The organism is Anaerobacillus sp. ABR4_321, from assembly GCF_056158505.1.
In genome coordinates, this window is record NZ_JBSWTK010000001.1 from 996,641 (window position 1) to 1,012,835 (window position 16,195).

Here is a 16,195-nt window from a genome sequence, read left to right on the forward strand (position 1 = left end):
GTCATCATAAAGCATCTTGCTTCTATGGTGGCAGTTTTTATTAGGAGGATGATTTATCATGAAGCGATTCGTATGGGAGATGCAGAAATGAAAATTGCATTGATAGGTTTTACAAAGCTTGCATACATGCCGTATATGAACTTTTATCTTAATCAATTTAGTGAGCAACACGATGTTCATGTGTTGTACTGGAACCGAAATGAGAAAGATGACATTACGCTTCCTTACAAGGTGAAGCTGCATGAGTTCAAACGGTACCAAGAAGACCAAGTCGCGAACATTAAAAAGGTAAGAAGCTTTCACGAATATCGAAAGTTTGCTAAGAAGGTGTTAAAAGAAGAAAACTTCGATCGCATCGTGATCATGCATACTTTACCAGGCGTTCTCCTCTATGATGTTTTAAAAAAGCATTACAGCACTAACTATATTTTAGACTACCGTGATGTGACCCATGAAAATAGTACCTTCTACAAACGCATTATTCATAAGCTTGTTCATCATTCGATGGCAACCTTCGTGAGTTCAGATGCATTCCGAGTTTATTTACCGAAAAGCGACAGAATCTACACCTCGCATAATCTATTATTAGATAGTATGGATCACAGAGAGGTGCGAAGAAGACTTACGCGAGACGAGACCCCCATTCGGATTCGATTCTGGGGATTCATCCGTCACGAATCCGTTAACAAAGCGATGATTGATCGTCTAGGAAATGATGAGAGATACGAGATTCACTATCATGGCAGAGAGCAGGAAACAGCGGCTAACCTAAAGGAGCACTGCAGGATTAACAACATTGCGAACGTATTTTTTCACGGAGAGTATCTCCCAGAAGAACGTTACTTGTTCGCAAGCGAAACAGACATCATTCACAACGTATTCGACAACGACAAAAGGATGCAGCCTGCTATGGCAAATAAGTATTACGATGGACTGGCGCTTTATATCCCTCAGCTGTGTCGGACAGGTTCTTATATGGGGAGACAGGTGAAAGACAAAGGGGTTGGATTCGCTTGTGATCCTCAGAATGCGACCTTCGCAGATGATTTATATGAGTATTACCATAGTATTTCATGGAATGAATTTGAATATCGGTGCGATCGAGAGCTTGAAAGAATTCTATCGGAATACATGAAAGGCATTCATGTATTAAAAAAGGTATCGGGTGATCCATAAAAAAAGAAGTCGAGAGATACCTTTCTCTCGACTTCTGTATTTACGAGTTAATTTCAAGATGTTCTTTCAGCTTTGAAGAGATCGACTGCTTCTCTTGATCGGAAACAATGTAGTACCATAGGTTATCAATGCGTTGTCCCTGCCCCTCGATCTCGAACGTATTCATATTCTGACGAGCGCTCCTATAGTTCTTAAAGATGTTATTCATTTCTTCGAACGTCATGTTTGTTTTGACGTTGCTGCCGACTGCATCAAGTAGGCCGCCGACTTTATTGAAGCTTCCGATGCTTGCACCTTCTTCAATAATCGCTTTAATAATTTCGCGCTGGCGATCGTTTCGCCCGAGGTCACCCTTTGGATCCTCGTAACGCATGCGTGAGAAAGCAAGGGCTTCCTGTGCGTTTAGATCAATTTCCCCTTTTGGAAATGAGTAGCCTGAATAGTCGAATGCGCGTGGATTCTCGACTGTGACCCCGCCTAATGCAGATACGACATCCTGAAATGCTTCCATATTGACTTTAAAGTAATAGTCGATCGGAACATCGAGAAAGTTCTCGACTGTATCCATCGTCATCTCAACCCCGCCATAAGCATAAGCATGGTTCATCTTTTCAATCGTTCCACGTCCAATAATTTCAGTACGTGTGTCTCTAGGGATATTGAACATATACATGGAATCTTTATTAGGATTGATCGTCATCATAATCATCGTATCTGAGCGTCCTTGATCGTTCTCGCGCTCGTCAACGCCCATCAAGAGGATGGAGATGGGCTCTCTTTTCTTCATATCGACTTTTTCATCTCTCATCGAAGAAGTTTCGCGACTGATTGGCTCATGCATATTACTCGCTGTATCTTTCACAGAAGTATAAAGGTAGAGGGCATAACCACCAGCCGATACAATAAGAATTCCTAGAATTACTCCAAAAACAATCCAAAATTTCTTCAAAATAACATTCCAGCTTTCTATAGAGTAATAGACGTTCATGCGATATACTAGTATCCATTATAAGTCGAAAGATTCGTTAAAGTAAATACTTGTCATTTTCTCGAAAGGACTAATGTACAAAATACGTAATTATGGTAATATAAGGTATAGATTTGTTCTTCAATAAGAACGGAAGAGCGAGGCTCTTGTGCCAAAACACCATTCATCTCATGATACGAGGAGGGAGAAAGAACATGATCGATATTCACTGTCATATACTACCCGGGGTGGACGATGGACCACGAACGATTGAAGAAAGCCTAGAGATGGCAAAACAGGCCGAACAGCAAGGCATAACCACGATTGTTGCAACACCACATCATCGAAATGGTAGCTTTGATAATAGCAAGAACTCTATCATTCAAGAGGTTTCTTTCCTAAATAGAGAGTTAGCTAGAGAGAACATCGATATTGAAATTCTCCCAGGGCAAGAGACAAGAATTTACGGTGAGCTTGTTGAGGAGACGAGTGGGGAAGAGTTGCTAACGGTAAATAATACGGGGATCTATATTCTTATCGAGTTTCCTTCAAGTCATTTGCCAAGGTATGCAAACAAGCTTCTCTTCGACCTTCAAATGAAGGGATTTGTTCCGATCATCGTACACCCTGAAAGAAACCGTGAAATTAGTGAAAATCCAGGGAAGCTGTACCAGCTCATTAAAGAAGGTGCACTTAGCCAGTTAACGGCATCTAGCGTTACGGGGAAAATGGGGAAGAAAATCAAGAAGATGTCTCTCGATCTGATCTTTCATCACCAGGCACATCTGATTGCATCAGACGCACACAATACGACGACAAGACCATTTGATTTAAGGGAAGCCTATGAAACAATCGAAAAAGAGTTTGGCGTTTCGATGCGATATACCATTCAAGAAAATGCAGATCTTGTTATTGAAGGAAAAATGGTAGCAAAAGAGATTCCTCAACGAATTCAAAAAAAGAAGATTCTTGGTCTATTTTAAAAAACACCACTCGGACTTGATATTATCCCCTTTAAGTAGACATTCAAAAAAACCTCCATGATATGGTGGAGGAAAGGATGATACTTGGAGGGGATTTTTCTATGGCTAAAAAAGGACAAACGTTTCAACAGTATACAGACGATTTTAAACATAATGCCGTGATGAAATACATTAACGGTTCCCAAAGTTATAAAGCTCTAGCGGAAGAATTGGGAATAAAGAATTGTACACAACTTAAAGTGTGGGTCAAGAAGTGGAAGAATGGTGAGCCGTTTGATATTCGAAGTCGCAGTGGAGAAAATCCTATGTATGGTAGGCCGCGTACAAACTTTAACACAATTGAAGAAGAGAGAGATTACCTGAAAGCGCAGGTGGATTACTTAAAAAAGCAGTATCAAAATCTCGGGAAGGAGGAAAAATCACGCAAAAAATAAAGTATGAAACCGTGGAAGGCTTAAGGGGCAAAGCACCTGTCACTTGGTTATTAGAGATTGCTTCCCTCCAACCATCAAGTTATTACAAATGGAGAGCCAGTCAAGCAAAGCGAGATGAAAAGGCCAATCAAGATCATGACATCCAAATGCATATGATGGGGATTCATTTTCTTCACCCGGAAACAGGTTATCCTACCATGACACGTTTATTAAAAGAAAGTGGTTACCACATTAACCACAAAAAAGTGTATCGCTTGATGACAGAAATGGGCATTCAATCGGTAATCCGTAAAAAAAGAAAAAGGCATGGATACACCCCGTCTGTCGTCTATCCAAATAGGTTAAAACGCAACTTTAAAGCCAAGGGAACGAATCAGAAAATGGTGACGGACATTACTTATGTGTCAGATGGTAAACGATTCTATTACTTATCGGTGATCCAAGATTTATTCAACAATGAGATCGTAAGTTGGCAGCTTTCTAAACGAAACGATTTAAAACTTGTATTAGATACAGTAGCCCAATGGACAAAGAAAAAAGACGTAACTGAAGCCGTTCTCCATTCGGATCAAGGCTTTCAGTATACGTCTAAGGCATACAACATACGAATAGAAGAATATGGCGTTAAGGGCAGCCACTCTCGCAAAGGAAACTGCCTAGATAACGCCTGTATTGAGTCCTTCTTTTCGCATCTCAAAACAGAGAAGTTGTATATCGAACAGTGTAAAACAGAAAATGAGATCAGACAAGCAATCGAGGATTACATCTACCACTATAACTACAGACGTTTCCAAAAGAAATTAAAACAACGCGCGCCGATTGAATATCGACACGCGTTGGCAGCGTAGTTTTTTTATACTGTCTACTTGACAGGGGTAAAACCAACTTCCGAGTGGTGTTTTTTAATGAATTTTTAGAAAGATTAAAAGTTTGTAAAGACAGCGCTTTCTTCGACAAGGTGCGACAAAGTTCTATGAACATTTTTTACTATTTGACGTAATAATACTTTTAATACAAAAAAACCCTAAATTTTAATGGGTTTCTATGATATAGTTGCTCTAGAAATAAATGACTGTAAGTAAAATACATTACCTATGCGTTGGAGGCATCTATGGAAGAAACAATTAGCTTAAAGGAAATTTTTGAAGTATTGAAAAAACGCTTGTCTCTTATTCTCCTAATCACATTTCTCGCAGCCGTCACTAGCGGTGTTGTCTCTTATTTCTTTCTTACCCCAATTTATCAGACTTCAACCCAGATTTTGGTCAATCAAAAAAATGATGGTGAAAGTTCATTCGATTACAACCAGGTTAAGACCAATGTTGAACTCATTAATACATACAGCGTCATAATGAAGAGTCCGACCATACTTGACGATGTTATCGATCAATTAGACCTTGATATGTCCAAAAATGCATTGAACAGCAAAATATCAGTAAGTAATGCACAAAATTCGCAGGTTGTTCTCGTTTCTGTACAAGACCCTGATCCTGCGCTCGCTGTAGAGATTGCGAACACAACGGCAAGCGTATTTGAGAAAGAAATTACGAATATTATGAATGTTGACAATGTTAGCATTTTGTCGCCTGCAGAATTCGAAGGAACACCAGCGCCGGTAAACCCTAAGCCATTATTGAACATCGCGATTGCGTTAGTCGTTGGATTGATGGTTGGAGTTGGATTGTCATTCTTACTAGAGTATCTTGATAACACGATTAAGAATGAAGAAGATATTGAAAAGATTCTTGGGGTACCTGTTCTGGGAACGATTGCAGTAATTGAAGACAAAGAAGTCGGAGATTCAAAATCAGGTTCTAGAAAAAAGTCAGTTAGAGGTGAAGCTGTTGAGTCGTAAAGATCGTAGTTTTATTAAATCAACGAAGGAAAGAAGTTTGCTTACCCATCAAAACCCAAAGTCTCCAATCGCTGAACAATACCGTACAATTCGTACGAACATTCAGTTTGCAGCAGTAGAGGAAGAAATCCGAACGATTATGGTTACCTCTTCAGGTCCGATGGAAGGGAAATCAACGACTACTGCAAATCTAGCGGTCGTCATGGCGCAGCAGGGCAAACGTGTGCTCATCGCTGATGCTGACCTTCGGAAACCAACGGTTCATTACACATTCCGTTTGATGAATACGAGAGGGCTTACGAATGTTCTTACTCGACAAGCATCATTAACAGAAGTAACACTGGAAACAGAAGTACCGAATCTAGACGTCCTAACTAGCGGTCCAATTCCACCAAATCCGTCTGAACTACTTGGTTCAAAAGGCATGGATCAATTGATGGAAGAGGCGTTAGAAGAGTACGATGTCATATTATTCGATTGCCCGCCGATTCTTGCGGTGGCAGACTCACAAATTGTTGCAAATAAAGTGCAAGGAACAGTTCTAGTCGTAAGTAGTGGTACAACAGAGCGTGAAGTAGCAGTGAAAGCAAAAGAACGTTTGGAGTCAGCTAAAGGAAAACTACTAGGTGTCGTTCTTAATAGGAAAAAAATGAAAGATGGTAGTTATTACTACTATTACGCTCAAAAATAAAAAAATGCTTCTATAAGGAGTGTTTTTTTAAGGATAAATCGTGACTTTAGTATTGGGGGTAAAGTCACGATTGTTATGATAAAGGGAGTGATGGAATGAGGGGGACGGATCAATTGCCAAAATCGATTCGTAAAGCTGTTCGTTACATTAAGCAAGACGCACCTGAGCAAAAGTTGAAGGGGATTCAAAGCTTACTTAACAGATCGATTGAAGAAAGAATGACAAAAACAGAATCGGGGTGCAAATAAGTGACCTATCGAAAAAGGATATCCTCTTTAATCTTGTTTGACTCATTTATTGTAGCTTGTGCCATTTTTATTAGTAGCTTTCTTCTTAATTATAACGACTTTTTATCATCGAAACCAATTATTGCAAGCTCGATTGTAATTCTATTAGGCCATCATTTCTTTTCTTACTATTACAAACTATATAAACGAGCCTGGCAATACGCGAGCATCGGGGAGCTCGTCGTCATTTTCAAAGTTGTTACGTTCTCATTATTACTTGCAGCATTGGTCCAGTTCGTTATGCTACAAGACATTTACTTCAGAGCATTAACGATCACATGGATGCTTCATATGTTACTCATCGGTGGATCTCGCTTTGCATGGAGGATGTTCCGAGATACATATATGAATACGAAGAATAAAAAGAAACGCGTAATTGTCATCGGTGCTGGTTCAGCAGGAATGATGATTGTTCGGCAGTTAAGGCAGAGTTCAGAATCAGAACTGAATCCAGTAGGGTTTATCGATGACGATACTAAAAAGCACCAGCTTGAAATTATGGGTGTACCAGTTCTTGGTTCTACTGAGGAAATCACCAAATACGTTAAAGAATTTGAAGTAGACAATATTGTAATTGCTATTCCTTCATTATCGAAAAAGGAACTAAATCGTATTTATATAGAATGTTCAAAAACAAAAGCAAAAACACAAATCATCCCTATGATAGAGGATTTAATGGTTGGAAATGTATCCATCAACCAATTTCGAGATGTAAAGGTAGAAGATTTACTTGGACGTGAGCCCGTTCAGTTGGATACTCAAAATATTGCTGAAACGATCACTGGAAAAACGGTGTTAGTAACAGGCGCGGGCGGATCGATCGGTTCAGAAATTTGTCGTCAAGTTGCTAAGTTTAAACCAAACCAATTGCTTCTATTAGGACACGGAGAAAATAGTATCTACTTAATCGAAATGGAATTAAGAGAATTATACGGAGAATCGATTACAATCATTCCTGTCATTGCTGACGTTCAAGACTTAGAGCGTTTGGAAGATGTCATGAGTCACTATCGCCCAAACGTCGTCTATCATGCCGCTGCTCATAAGCATGTTCCTTTAATGGAAGCGAATCCTCATGAAGCCGTGAAGAATAACGTGATTGGTACTAGGAATGTGGCTCAAGCTGCAAGTCTTTCATCTGTGGAAACGTTTGTTATGGTCTCTACGGATAAAGCCGTAAATCCAACGAGTGTGATGGGAGCTACGAAACGAATGGCGGAAATGATTGTCCAACAAATGGATACAATCAGCTCAACTCGTTTTGTAGCAGTTCGGTTTGGTAATGTTCTTGGCAGTCGTGGTAGCGTGATTCCATTGTTTAAAAAGCAAATTCAAAAAGGCGGCCCAGTTACGGTTACTCACCCAGATATGATTCGTTATTTTATGACAATTCCCGAGGCATCAAGGTTAGTCATTCAGGCTGGTGCGATGGCAAAGGGTGGAGAGATCTTTGTTCTTGATATGGGTGAGCCGGTTAAGATTGTAGATCTTGCTCAGAATCTTATTAAGCTGTCGGGTTATTCAGTAGAGGAAATTGGGATTAAGTTTGCTGGCGTTCGGCCTGGTGAGAAGTTGTATGAAGAACTTCTTGATAAAGATGAGGTTCATGATGAACAGGTGTATCCGAAGATTTATGTTGGGAAGTCTTTGAATGCTGATCTTAGCATCGTGAATGATTTTGTAGAACAGTTTGAACAGTTGGACAAACTGAGCGTGAGGACTATGGTGTTGGATATTGCTCATGATCGAGTTCGTGAGAATCAGGGAGTATTGGTAGCAAAATAATTCGGTGAAGATATTCTTTGTGGAGGAGAAAGAGCGCCCCGCCAAATCGTATAGGTTGATCATACTTTGGTGGGGGTTTTCTATGTCTGTTTTTAGTAGTTTGTTGTTTGTTTACTAAAAGTAGTAGAAACAAGAGATTATTAAGTAAAAGTAAATCGTTTAGGTGATGTCTACTTACCGTTATTAATGTAGATACTCGGCTGAACTAAGGGTGTATTAGTATACCTTAGTCACAACGTGTTGACGGTGGTTTGGTGTGAGGTGGGGTTAGATGCCCTTTTATTTTAAAGATAATTGTTAGTGTAAACGTTGTTATAAGTATTTGAAAGCGAATGCCTATTTGGAGGATATTGCTATGTTAACACGTAACCGACTTAGTAATGAAAGAGGTTTTTCTCTTATAGAGATTCTGTCAGTAGTAACTATATTAAGTATACAGGCTTCAATTGCTGGACTCTCCTTACATAATTTGCGCCAGCAAACAGAGGAAGATGTTTGTTTGGTCAATCGAGAACAATTATTAAAGTGGTATCATGATGAGTTAGTTTTAGAAGGTCTGGAGCATAGTGAGGAATCGGGGAGGTTGATTGTAGTGTGCATGGTGAGGGAGGAGAAGGTGAGGAGGTTCCGTATTTGTAGGTTGAATTTGCTTAGGCTGAAATTGGTGAGGAAGGTGGTTGAATGGAGGACTATTTAATATGAAGAAACTCGGGGTGAGATGCTCTTAAGGGTGGTTAGTGTGAAAGGGTTGATTAAGGATAGGGAAGTCAGAATGGTTAATAAATGACCACAACATATTGTGTTAGAAACAGTCGAAAACGCAAAAGTATACAATATAAAGTATTTATCCATATAACATAGTACCGTTTTGTTAGTATATAAAGATAAAATGGCTAAAATCGTGTGTTTTGAATTTTGAAAACGTTAATTTGACGGGCTTTTTGACAACCAGAAATATGGAAAACTAGTGAATGTAGTTAGGGAACTGACTATCGTAGTTAGATTGAGTGCTAGAAACCTTACGAGATAAGGGTTTGAGACGTTTTTAGTGAGATTTATAGATTGATTGAATGGTATATACAATTAGGAAGAAACTCTGTTTAGGGTGACAAATGCAAGAATATCTATTTCGTATTTGCATGGTAGATTGAATAGATATTACGAGGTGGCTATCAGTAGTAGATAACAATTTTAGTGGTCTAGTAGTTGGTTAGAATAGCTGATTAGAATAGCTGATTCTAATTAAGTCCTAATCTACTAAAGAACAAATATAAAGGAGTGTAGCTGGATGTATATGAAGATTAAAAGGTTGATAGATATCATCCTTTCTTTAATTGGACTTATAATATTGTCGCCGATTTTTTTAATTCTAATTATTGCTATTAAGATTGATTCAAGAGGGCCGGTTCTGTTTAAACAAAAGCGTGTTGGAATAAACAAAACACATTTCAACATATTAAAGTTCCGTACTATGCGTATAGATACGCCTAAGGACACTCCAACCCATTTATTAGAGAACCCAGAGCAATACATTACTAAAATGGGTAAGTTTTTAAGAAAAACTTCTCTTGATGAACTACCGCAAATTTGGAATATCTTTGTTGGTGAAATGAGTATTATGGGGCCAAGGCCGGCATTGTGGAACCAATATGATCTTATTGCAGAACGAGATAAGTATGGTGCTAATAATGTTCCGCCTGGATTGACTGGATGGGCTCAAATTAATGGTAGAGATGAACTCCCAATAGATATGAAAGCTAAGCTAGATGGAGAATACGTTAAGAGAATTAGTCTTTGGATGGATGTTAAGTGTTTTTTTGGTACTATTGTTAGTGTTGTTAAAAGTGATGGTGTACTTGAAGGTGGAACAGGAATATCTAGTAAAAAAGAGATTGCAGCTACTAAATCAACAAATAAATCATCAAAATAACCAATTAAAGTATATAAGATAACTAATCAAGTATAGGAGATTTATCATAATGAAAATTGCAGTTCTTTCAAGCCATACATCATCATTATTTTGGTTTCGTATGGATATGATGAAGGATTTTATAAAAGACGGCCATACAGTTATAGCATTAGGTTCTGAGCCGGAAGCTGAATGGAAGAAAAGGTTCCGGGAGAATGGTATAGATTATCGACAACTACCTGTTGATAGAAATGGAATAAACCCACTAAAGGATTTAAGAACACTAAAATCACTTCTTAAATTTATGAAAAGAGAAAAACCAGATAAGGTATTTGCTTATCAAGCAAAAACTGTGGTTTATGGAAGTATTGCTGCTAAAATGTCTGGAATTTCTGAAATTTATCCTTTAATAGCTGGGCTTGGCTCTATATTTAGAGGTGAGGGTTTTAGAAATAGTATTATAAAAGGAATAATGAAGCTGGAATACTGGATTGCTTGTAAATGTAGTAGAAAAGTATTTTTTCAAAATCACGATGATAGAAATGAGTTTATTAACAATGGGTTGATAGATGAAAATAAGACATTTATTGTAAACGGATCGGGAGTAGATCTTGAAAAATTCAAAGCGTGTGCTTTACCAAAAGATACAGTATTTCTGTTCATAGGTAGACTAATAAAGGATAAAGGAATATTGGAATATTTAGAAGCGTGTAGAGCAGTGAAAAAAAAATATCCAAAGGTTCGTTGCTTATTGGTAGGTCCTTATGATAGTAACCCTTCTGCTATAAAACCAGAAGACCTAGAGCCATATATTAATAATGGAACGGTAGAATATTTTGGTGAGCAGAATGACGTAAGGCGGTTCATTGGTCAATGTAGCACATACGTATTACCATCTTATCACGAAGGTACCCCAAAAACGGTACTTGAAGCTATGGCTATGGGAAGGTCAATTATTACGAGTGATGCACCGGGCTGTAGAGAGACTGTTAGGGATGGCTTAAATGGTTTTCTGGTCCCAGTTAAAGATGTACAAGTATTGGTAGATAAAATGGAATACTTGGTTTGCAATCCAGATACTAACCGAATAATGGGAGCTAAAAGTGAGAAAATTGTAATAGAAAAATATGATGTTAAAGTTGTTAATAAAACGATTATGGAGATTATGGGATTAATCTAGATTTATTTAAATTATAGATAGATTCCCATTTCATACCTTATGAAATAAACATAAATGGAGGAATAATAATGAAAAAAATATTAGTTACAGGTGCTGCTGGATTTATTGGTTTTCATCTTTCAAAACGTTTACTAAAAGAAGGGTACGAAGTTATAGGTATCGATAATATCAATAACTATTATGATGTTAATTTAAAGTATTCACGTTTAGATCTATTAAAAACAGAACAGAACTTTAGCTTTGAAAAGGTATCTCTGGAAGATAAAGATCGAGTTGAATCAGTGTTTTCAAATTTTAAACCTAATATCGTTATTAATCTAGCAGCTCAAGCTGGTGTTAGGTACAGTCTTGAAAATCCACATGCATATATAGAAGCTAATATCGTTGGATTTACAAATATTTTAGAAGGTTGCCGTCATCATAAAGTAGAGCAGTTGATTTATGCTTCATCTAGTTCAGTTTATGGTGCTAATACTAGTTTGCCTTTTTCAGTTCATGACAATGTTGATCATCCTATGAGTTTGTATGCAGCAACTAAAAAAGCTAATGAGCTAATGGCACATACGTATAGTCAATTATACAATATACCAACTACTGGTCTACGCTTCTTTACGGTATATGGTCCATGGGGGAGACCCGATATGGCGTTGTTCTTATTTACTAAAGCTATTCTTGAAGGAGAACCGATTAAAGTATTTAATAATGGCAATATGATGAGAGACTTTACTTACGTAGATGATATTGTAGAAAGCATTTACCGTCTCACATTTAAACCAGCTGAGCCTAATCAAGAATGGACCGGGAGTAACCCGGACCCAGGTACAAGTTACGCACCATATAAGGTCTATAACATTGGTAACAACAATCCAGTTAAGCTAATGGACTTTATTGAAGCTATAGAAGAAAAATTGGGGATTGAAGCTAAGAAAAACTTTTTACCACTTCAAGCTGGAGATGTACCCCAGACATATGCAGATGTTGAGGACTTATTTCGTGATGTAGATTTCCGCCCGCAAACTTCTATTAAAGATGGAATTAGTAATTTTATTAATTGGTATTTAGACTATTACAAAGTAAATAAATAAGATATGGATTGGAGAATTGTATGATGAATAGAAACATAGCAGTAGTTGGGTTAGGATATGTCGGATTGCCAGTAGCTGTAGCTTTTGGACAAAAGCAAAGAGTAATTGGTTTTGATGTAAATGAGAAAAGGATTCAAACTTTAAAGGCAGGTCATGATTATACAAATGAAGTCGAGGCAGAAACACTTCAATTAGCTGATATTGATTTCTCTAGTGATGCTAGTAAGTTGGCCGGTTCAGACTTTATCATAGTAGCAGTCCCTACACCTATTAATGAGTTTAAACAACCTAATCTTACACCGATGTTAAAGGCTTCAGAAACTATTGCAAAGAACATGAAAAAGGGTTCAATTATTGTTTATGAATCTACTGTGTATCCGGGTGTAACGGAAGAATCTTGTGTACCATTGTTAGAAGAATTATCAGGGATGAAGTGTGGGGAGGACTTCTTTGTTGGTTATTCGCCTGAACGTATAAACCCAGGTGACAAAGAGCATACATTTACAAAAATTACAAAAGTTGTTGCGGGTCAAAATGAGGAAGTCACGGAAATTATTGCTGGCGTCTATGGCTCAGTTGTTGAGGCTGGTGTTTATAGAGCAAGTTCTATAAAAGTTGCGGAAGCTGCTAAAGTTATTGAAAATACACAACGTGACCTTAATATTGCATTGATGAACGAGTTATCTGTTATTTTCGATAAGCTTGGAATTGATACTGATGAAGTTTTAAAAGCTGCTGGAACGAAGTGGAACTTCCTTCCTTTCTCGCCTGGTTTAGTTGGTGGACACTGTATTGGTGTTGATCCCTATTATTTAACTCATAAAGCTGAAGCTGTAGGTTATCATCCCGAAGTTATTCTAGCTGGGAGACGTATTAATGATAATATGGGTAAATTCATTGTCACTTCACTTGTTAAAGAGATGATAAAGAAGAATATGCCAATTCAAGGATCTAAAGTTACTGTTTTAGGCTTAACCTTTAAAGAAAATGTTCCAGACTTAAGGAATTCTAAAGTAATTGATGTTATAACTGAGCTTGAGGAGTTTGGGGTAGAAGTGCAAATTACTGATGTTTATGCAGATAGCGAGGAAGCATTCAGGGAATTTGGTGTAGAAATAATAAGCTATGATAAACTAAGTCCTGCAGATGCTGTGATTTTTGCTGTTCCCCATAACGAATATATTAGTCAAGGTTGGGAACAGTTTGAAAAACTATTGAAGCATGGAAAAGGCATAGTTGTTGATATTAAGAGTAAATTATCCAAAGCTGAATGTCCAACTGGAATAACATTATGGAGGCTTTAAAGAAAATCCCTTTTCAAATGAAAAGGGATTTAATTTAAAGTTAGTTTGTAACCAAGATGGGATGCACTTATGAAAATGAAAAAAATATTAGAAGACAAAGTATTTTTAAATGTGGCTAAAAATGCTGGTGTATTACTAAAAGGAAATATTTTTGCAAATATTATCGGACTAATAAGCCTAGTATTGACAACAAATCATTTAGGACCTAAAAATTTTGGGATTATAATAATTATCCAAACTTACTGTTTGGTTTTTGATCAAATATTCAACTTTCAATCTTGGCAAGCATTGATAAAACTAGGAACTGGAGAGCTAGAGAAGAAAAACTTTATCGGATTGAAAAAACTTATTAAATTAAGCTCATTTTTTGATATATCTAGTGCTGCTATAGCCACACTTTTTGCAATTTTATTTTTTGGTTTTTCAGCACCTATTCTAAATCTTGATGAAGAGTACTATGTATTAGTTGCTCTTTACAGTCTTACTATTTTATTTAACCTTACTGGAACTCCAACAGGTATTCTTAGAATTTATAATAAATACAGAATTCAAAGTATACAACAGATTTATGTTGCAACTATTAGATTACTAGGGATAATTTTAGTCATATTTTATGATGGCGGGTTATCTTTGGTTCTATTATCTTGGATTATTGCAGAAGTAACAGGTAACCTATTATTACTTTATGTAGCAAATAAAGTATTAAAGGATAATGGTTTAGATGCTTGGGTTAAACAACCATTTAAATTCAATAGAGAATTCTTCAGTTTTGCATTTTGGACAAATTTAACTTCAACTTTAGATGTTCCAGTTAGACGGTTAGATAATATTATTATTGCTACTGTAATGTCCTTCGAAGGAGTTGCTATTTATAAAGTATTTAAACAAATCGCGCAAATACTAACAAAACTAGCTAATCCAATATATCAGGTTATTTTTCCAGACTTTTCTAAAATGGTAGCAAAATCTGATAATAGTGCAGCGCTTAATCTGGCTACTAAAGTTAGTGTTATATTAGCAATAATTGTTTTTCCTGTTATAATTTTTGCTTCATTTACATCTCAATGGTGGCTTGTATTATTTGGAAACCTTTATGCAGATTACTGGAATTTATTATTTATATATTTATTGATTAAAGGAGTATCAATTAGTTTTATTAGTATTCATCCTTTGTTTATATCATTAGGTTTAGTAAAGAAAAACGTAATAATTATCTTGATTGCAAACTTACTTTTTACTGCTCTTGCAATTCTACTAGGCAAGGAGTATGAATTATTAGGAGTAATCTTAGCATATGGTGTACAAGTTATTACAGTAATCACATTAAAGATATACTTTACATTAAGAACTATAAAAGTAACTAGAAAACATTGGATAGGAAGTTATGCAAATGGTTCAAAACAGTAAAATTAGTGAAAATTTCAAAATTTGTTTCGTTATTTCATCACTGTCTTCTGGAGGCGCAGAGAGAGTGTTAACACTACTTGTAAACTATTGGTCTAAAAAAGGCGTAGAAGTAACAGTAATAACGTTAGATAATGAGTCTAGAGATTTTTACCAATTAGATAAAAAAGTAAAAAGAATACCTTTGGATGTGTTAAGACCATCAAGTAATATATTTGAAGTTATAAAAAATAATTTCAATCGGATAAAGAAGATAAGGGAAAATATAAAGGCTGAAAAGCCTGATGTTGTTATAAGTTTCATGGATAAAACTAATATTCTTACGCTAACTTCTATTTTAGGCTCTAATATACCAATAATAATTTCTGAAAGAAGTGACCCAACACAATATGATATAGGTTTAGTTTGGAAAATGTTACAAAAAAACTTATATAAAACCGCAGATACCATAGTGGTACAAACTAAAAGTGTACAAAACTGGGCTTTAGAGATTACAAATAATAAAACAAATGTTGTTACGATTCACAATCCAATTGACTTTGACTATATTGAAAGAAAAAAATCAGAAGAACCTCTTATTTATCTAGATAATAAAAAAAATCACATAATTGCTATGGGTAGATTAGTGGGAGTTAAAAATTTCCAATCTTTAATTGAAGCATTTAACATTTGTTCAAAGCAATATTCTGGTTGGCAATTAACCATATTAGGGGAAGGACCAGAACGAAAAAAATTAGAAGAATTTATTGTTAATTTCAAGTTAGAAGATAAGGTTAACTTGCCCGGTAGAGTAGAAAACCCTTTTCCGATTCTAAAGCAGGCTGATATTTTTGTTATGCCTTCTTTATATGAAGGATTCCCAAATTCTATGCTAGAAGCAATGTCATGCCAATTACCAGTTATATCTACTAAAACCTCAGGAGGTAAGGAAATATTAGGTAAGGAAAATGGATTATTAGTCGAGTTAAATGACCTGGATTCAATGGTAAATGGTCTGTCGTTACTTATGATGGATAAAAATAAAAGGGAGCAACTTTCTAATAAAGGTTCCAAAATTGAAGAGAATTACAATATTGAGAGTATCATAGATAAATGGGAAACGATCATAAAGTCTTTAAAGATCTGAGGTATTTGA

15 protein-coding genes are annotated in these 16,195 nt (G+C 36.4%); 14 read left to right on the plus strand and 1 reads right to left on the minus strand.

Annotation, left to right across the window (positions count from 1 at the left end; translation table 11 throughout):
* Positions 1 to 48: 48 nt before the first annotated feature.
* Positions 49 to 1,176, plus strand: coding sequence for a glycosyltransferase family protein (locus ACXADT_RS05395; RefSeq protein WP_474833510.1), 1,128 nt, complete (start codon positions 49 to 51; stop codon positions 1,174 to 1,176).
* 40 nt (positions 1,177 to 1,216) lie between these two features.
* On the opposite strand, the gene ACXADT_RS05400 is transcribed toward ACXADT_RS05395, so the two are convergent.
* Positions 1,217 to 2,164 carry an LCP family glycopolymer transferase gene (locus ACXADT_RS05400; RefSeq protein WP_474833511.1) on the minus strand — a complete coding sequence of 316 codons (948 nt, stop codon included), beginning with the start codon at positions 2,162 to 2,164 and terminating at the stop codon, positions 1,217 to 1,219.
* 194 nt (positions 2,165 to 2,358) lie between these two features.
* On the opposite strand from ACXADT_RS05400, the gene ACXADT_RS05405 reads away from it, so the two are divergent.
* The 13 genes from ACXADT_RS05405 (at position 2,359) to ACXADT_RS05465 (ending at position 16,186) form a co-directional block, all read left to right on the plus strand.
* Positions 2,359 to 3,126: a tyrosine-protein phosphatase gene (locus ACXADT_RS05405; protein ID WP_474833513.1), complete on the plus strand. Its 768-nt coding sequence runs from the start codon at positions 2,359 to 2,361 to the stop codon at positions 3,124 to 3,126.
* A gap of 101 nt (positions 3,127 to 3,227) precedes the next feature.
* Positions 3,228 to 4,408, plus strand: a protein-coding gene (locus ACXADT_RS05410) for an IS3 family transposase (protein ID WP_474833418.1) whose coding sequence is annotated in 2 segments (ribosomal slippage) — positions 3,228 to 3,519 and positions 3,519 to 4,408 — 1,182 coding nt in all. Because the reading frame shifts where the segments join, the coding sequence is not laid out codon by codon here.
* A gap of 263 nt (positions 4,409 to 4,671) precedes the next feature.
* Entirely contained in the window at positions 4,672 to 5,415 is a 744-nt protein-coding gene (locus ACXADT_RS05415; RefSeq protein ID WP_474833515.1) for a YveK family protein, read from the plus strand.
* Entirely contained in the window at positions 5,405 to 6,106 is a 702-nt protein-coding gene (locus tag ACXADT_RS05420; protein ID WP_474833516.1) for a CpsD/CapB family tyrosine-protein kinase, read from the plus strand. The genes ACXADT_RS05415 and ACXADT_RS05420 overlap by 11 nt, the downstream gene beginning before the upstream one ends.
* A gap of 113 nt (positions 6,107 to 6,219) precedes the next feature.
* Complete coding sequence (locus ACXADT_RS05425) at positions 6,220 to 6,354, plus strand: hypothetical protein (RefSeq protein WP_474833517.1); 135 nt, start codon at positions 6,220 to 6,222, stop codon at positions 6,352 to 6,354.
* Positions 6,355 to 8,178 carry a polysaccharide biosynthesis protein gene (locus tag ACXADT_RS05430; RefSeq protein ID WP_474833519.1) on the plus strand — a complete coding sequence of 608 codons (1,824 nt, stop codon included), beginning with the start codon at positions 6,355 to 6,357 and terminating at the stop codon, positions 8,176 to 8,178.
* A gap of 355 nt (positions 8,179 to 8,533) precedes the next feature.
* A complete protein-coding gene (locus tag ACXADT_RS05435) occupies positions 8,534 to 8,875 on the plus strand; it encodes a type II secretion system protein (protein ID WP_474833520.1) in 342 nt (113 codons plus the stop codon).
* A 591-nt stretch (positions 8,876 to 9,466) separates the two neighbouring features.
* The gene (locus ACXADT_RS05440; RefSeq protein ID WP_474833521.1) at positions 9,467 to 10,108 is read left to right on the plus strand and encodes a sugar transferase; all 642 of its coding nucleotides are present in this window, start codon (positions 9,467 to 9,469) and stop codon (positions 10,106 to 10,108) included.
* A gap of 49 nt (positions 10,109 to 10,157) precedes the next feature.
* The gene (locus tag ACXADT_RS05445; protein WP_474833523.1) at positions 10,158 to 11,267 is read left to right on the plus strand and encodes a glycosyltransferase family 4 protein; all 1,110 of its coding nucleotides are present in this window, start codon (positions 10,158 to 10,160) and stop codon (positions 11,265 to 11,267) included.
* Between the two features lie 68 nt (positions 11,268 to 11,335).
* Positions 11,336 to 12,352 (plus strand): NAD-dependent epimerase, encoded by a 1,017-nt coding sequence (locus ACXADT_RS05450; protein WP_474833525.1) that lies wholly within the window; start codon positions 11,336 to 11,338, stop codon positions 12,350 to 12,352.
* A gap of 23 nt (positions 12,353 to 12,375) precedes the next feature.
* The gene (locus ACXADT_RS05455) at positions 12,376 to 13,656 is read left to right on the plus strand and encodes a nucleotide sugar dehydrogenase (protein WP_474833526.1); all 1,281 of its coding nucleotides are present in this window, start codon (positions 12,376 to 12,378) and stop codon (positions 13,654 to 13,656) included.
* Positions 13,657 to 13,725: 69 nt separating this feature from the next.
* Positions 13,726 to 15,063, plus strand: a complete 1,338-nt coding sequence (locus ACXADT_RS05460) for a lipopolysaccharide biosynthesis protein (RefSeq protein ID WP_474833527.1) — start codon at positions 13,726 to 13,728, stop codon at positions 15,061 to 15,063.
* Positions 15,047 to 16,186 (plus strand): glycosyltransferase family 4 protein, encoded by a 1,140-nt coding sequence (locus ACXADT_RS05465; RefSeq protein ID WP_474833529.1) that lies wholly within the window; start codon positions 15,047 to 15,049, stop codon positions 16,184 to 16,186. Before ACXADT_RS05460 ends, ACXADT_RS05465 begins: the two co-directional genes overlap by 17 nt.
* Positions 16,187 to 16,195: the final 9 nt, after the last annotated feature.

What these genes read in the sequence shown, in the direction of transcription:
- ACXADT_RS05400 (WP_474833511.1), bottom strand. Translation starts at nt 2,164, where the DNA reads ATGAACGTCTATTACTCTATAGAAAGCTGGAATGTTATTTTGAAGAAA.
- ACXADT_RS05445 (WP_474833523.1), top strand. Translation starts at nt 10,158, where the DNA reads ATGAAAATTGCAGTTCTTTCAAGCCATACATCATCATTATTTTGGTTT.
- ACXADT_RS05405 (WP_474833513.1), top strand. Translation starts at nt 2,359, where the DNA reads ATGATCGATATTCACTGTCATATACTACCCGGGGTGGACGATGGACCA.
- ACXADT_RS05460 (WP_474833527.1), top strand. Translation starts at nt 13,726, where the DNA reads ATGAAAATGAAAAAAATATTAGAAGACAAAGTATTTTTAAATGTGGCT.
- ACXADT_RS05450 (WP_474833525.1), top strand. Translation starts at nt 11,336, where the DNA reads ATGAAAAAAATATTAGTTACAGGTGCTGCTGGATTTATTGGTTTTCAT.
- ACXADT_RS05435 (WP_474833520.1), top strand. Translation starts at nt 8,534, where the DNA reads ATGTTAACACGTAACCGACTTAGTAATGAAAGAGGTTTTTCTCTTATA.
- ACXADT_RS05465 (WP_474833529.1), top strand. Translation starts at nt 15,047, where the DNA reads ATGGTTCAAAACAGTAAAATTAGTGAAAATTTCAAAATTTGTTTCGTT.
- ACXADT_RS05440 (WP_474833521.1), top strand. Translation starts at nt 9,467, where the DNA reads ATGTATATGAAGATTAAAAGGTTGATAGATATCATCCTTTCTTTAATT.
- ACXADT_RS05415 (WP_474833515.1), top strand. Translation starts at nt 4,672, where the DNA reads ATGGAAGAAACAATTAGCTTAAAGGAAATTTTTGAAGTATTGAAAAAA.
- ACXADT_RS05455 (WP_474833526.1), top strand. Translation starts at nt 12,376, where the DNA reads ATGAATAGAAACATAGCAGTAGTTGGGTTAGGATATGTCGGATTGCCA.
- ACXADT_RS05395 (WP_474833510.1), top strand. Translation starts at nt 49, where the DNA reads ATGATTTATCATGAAGCGATTCGTATGGGAGATGCAGAAATGAAAATT.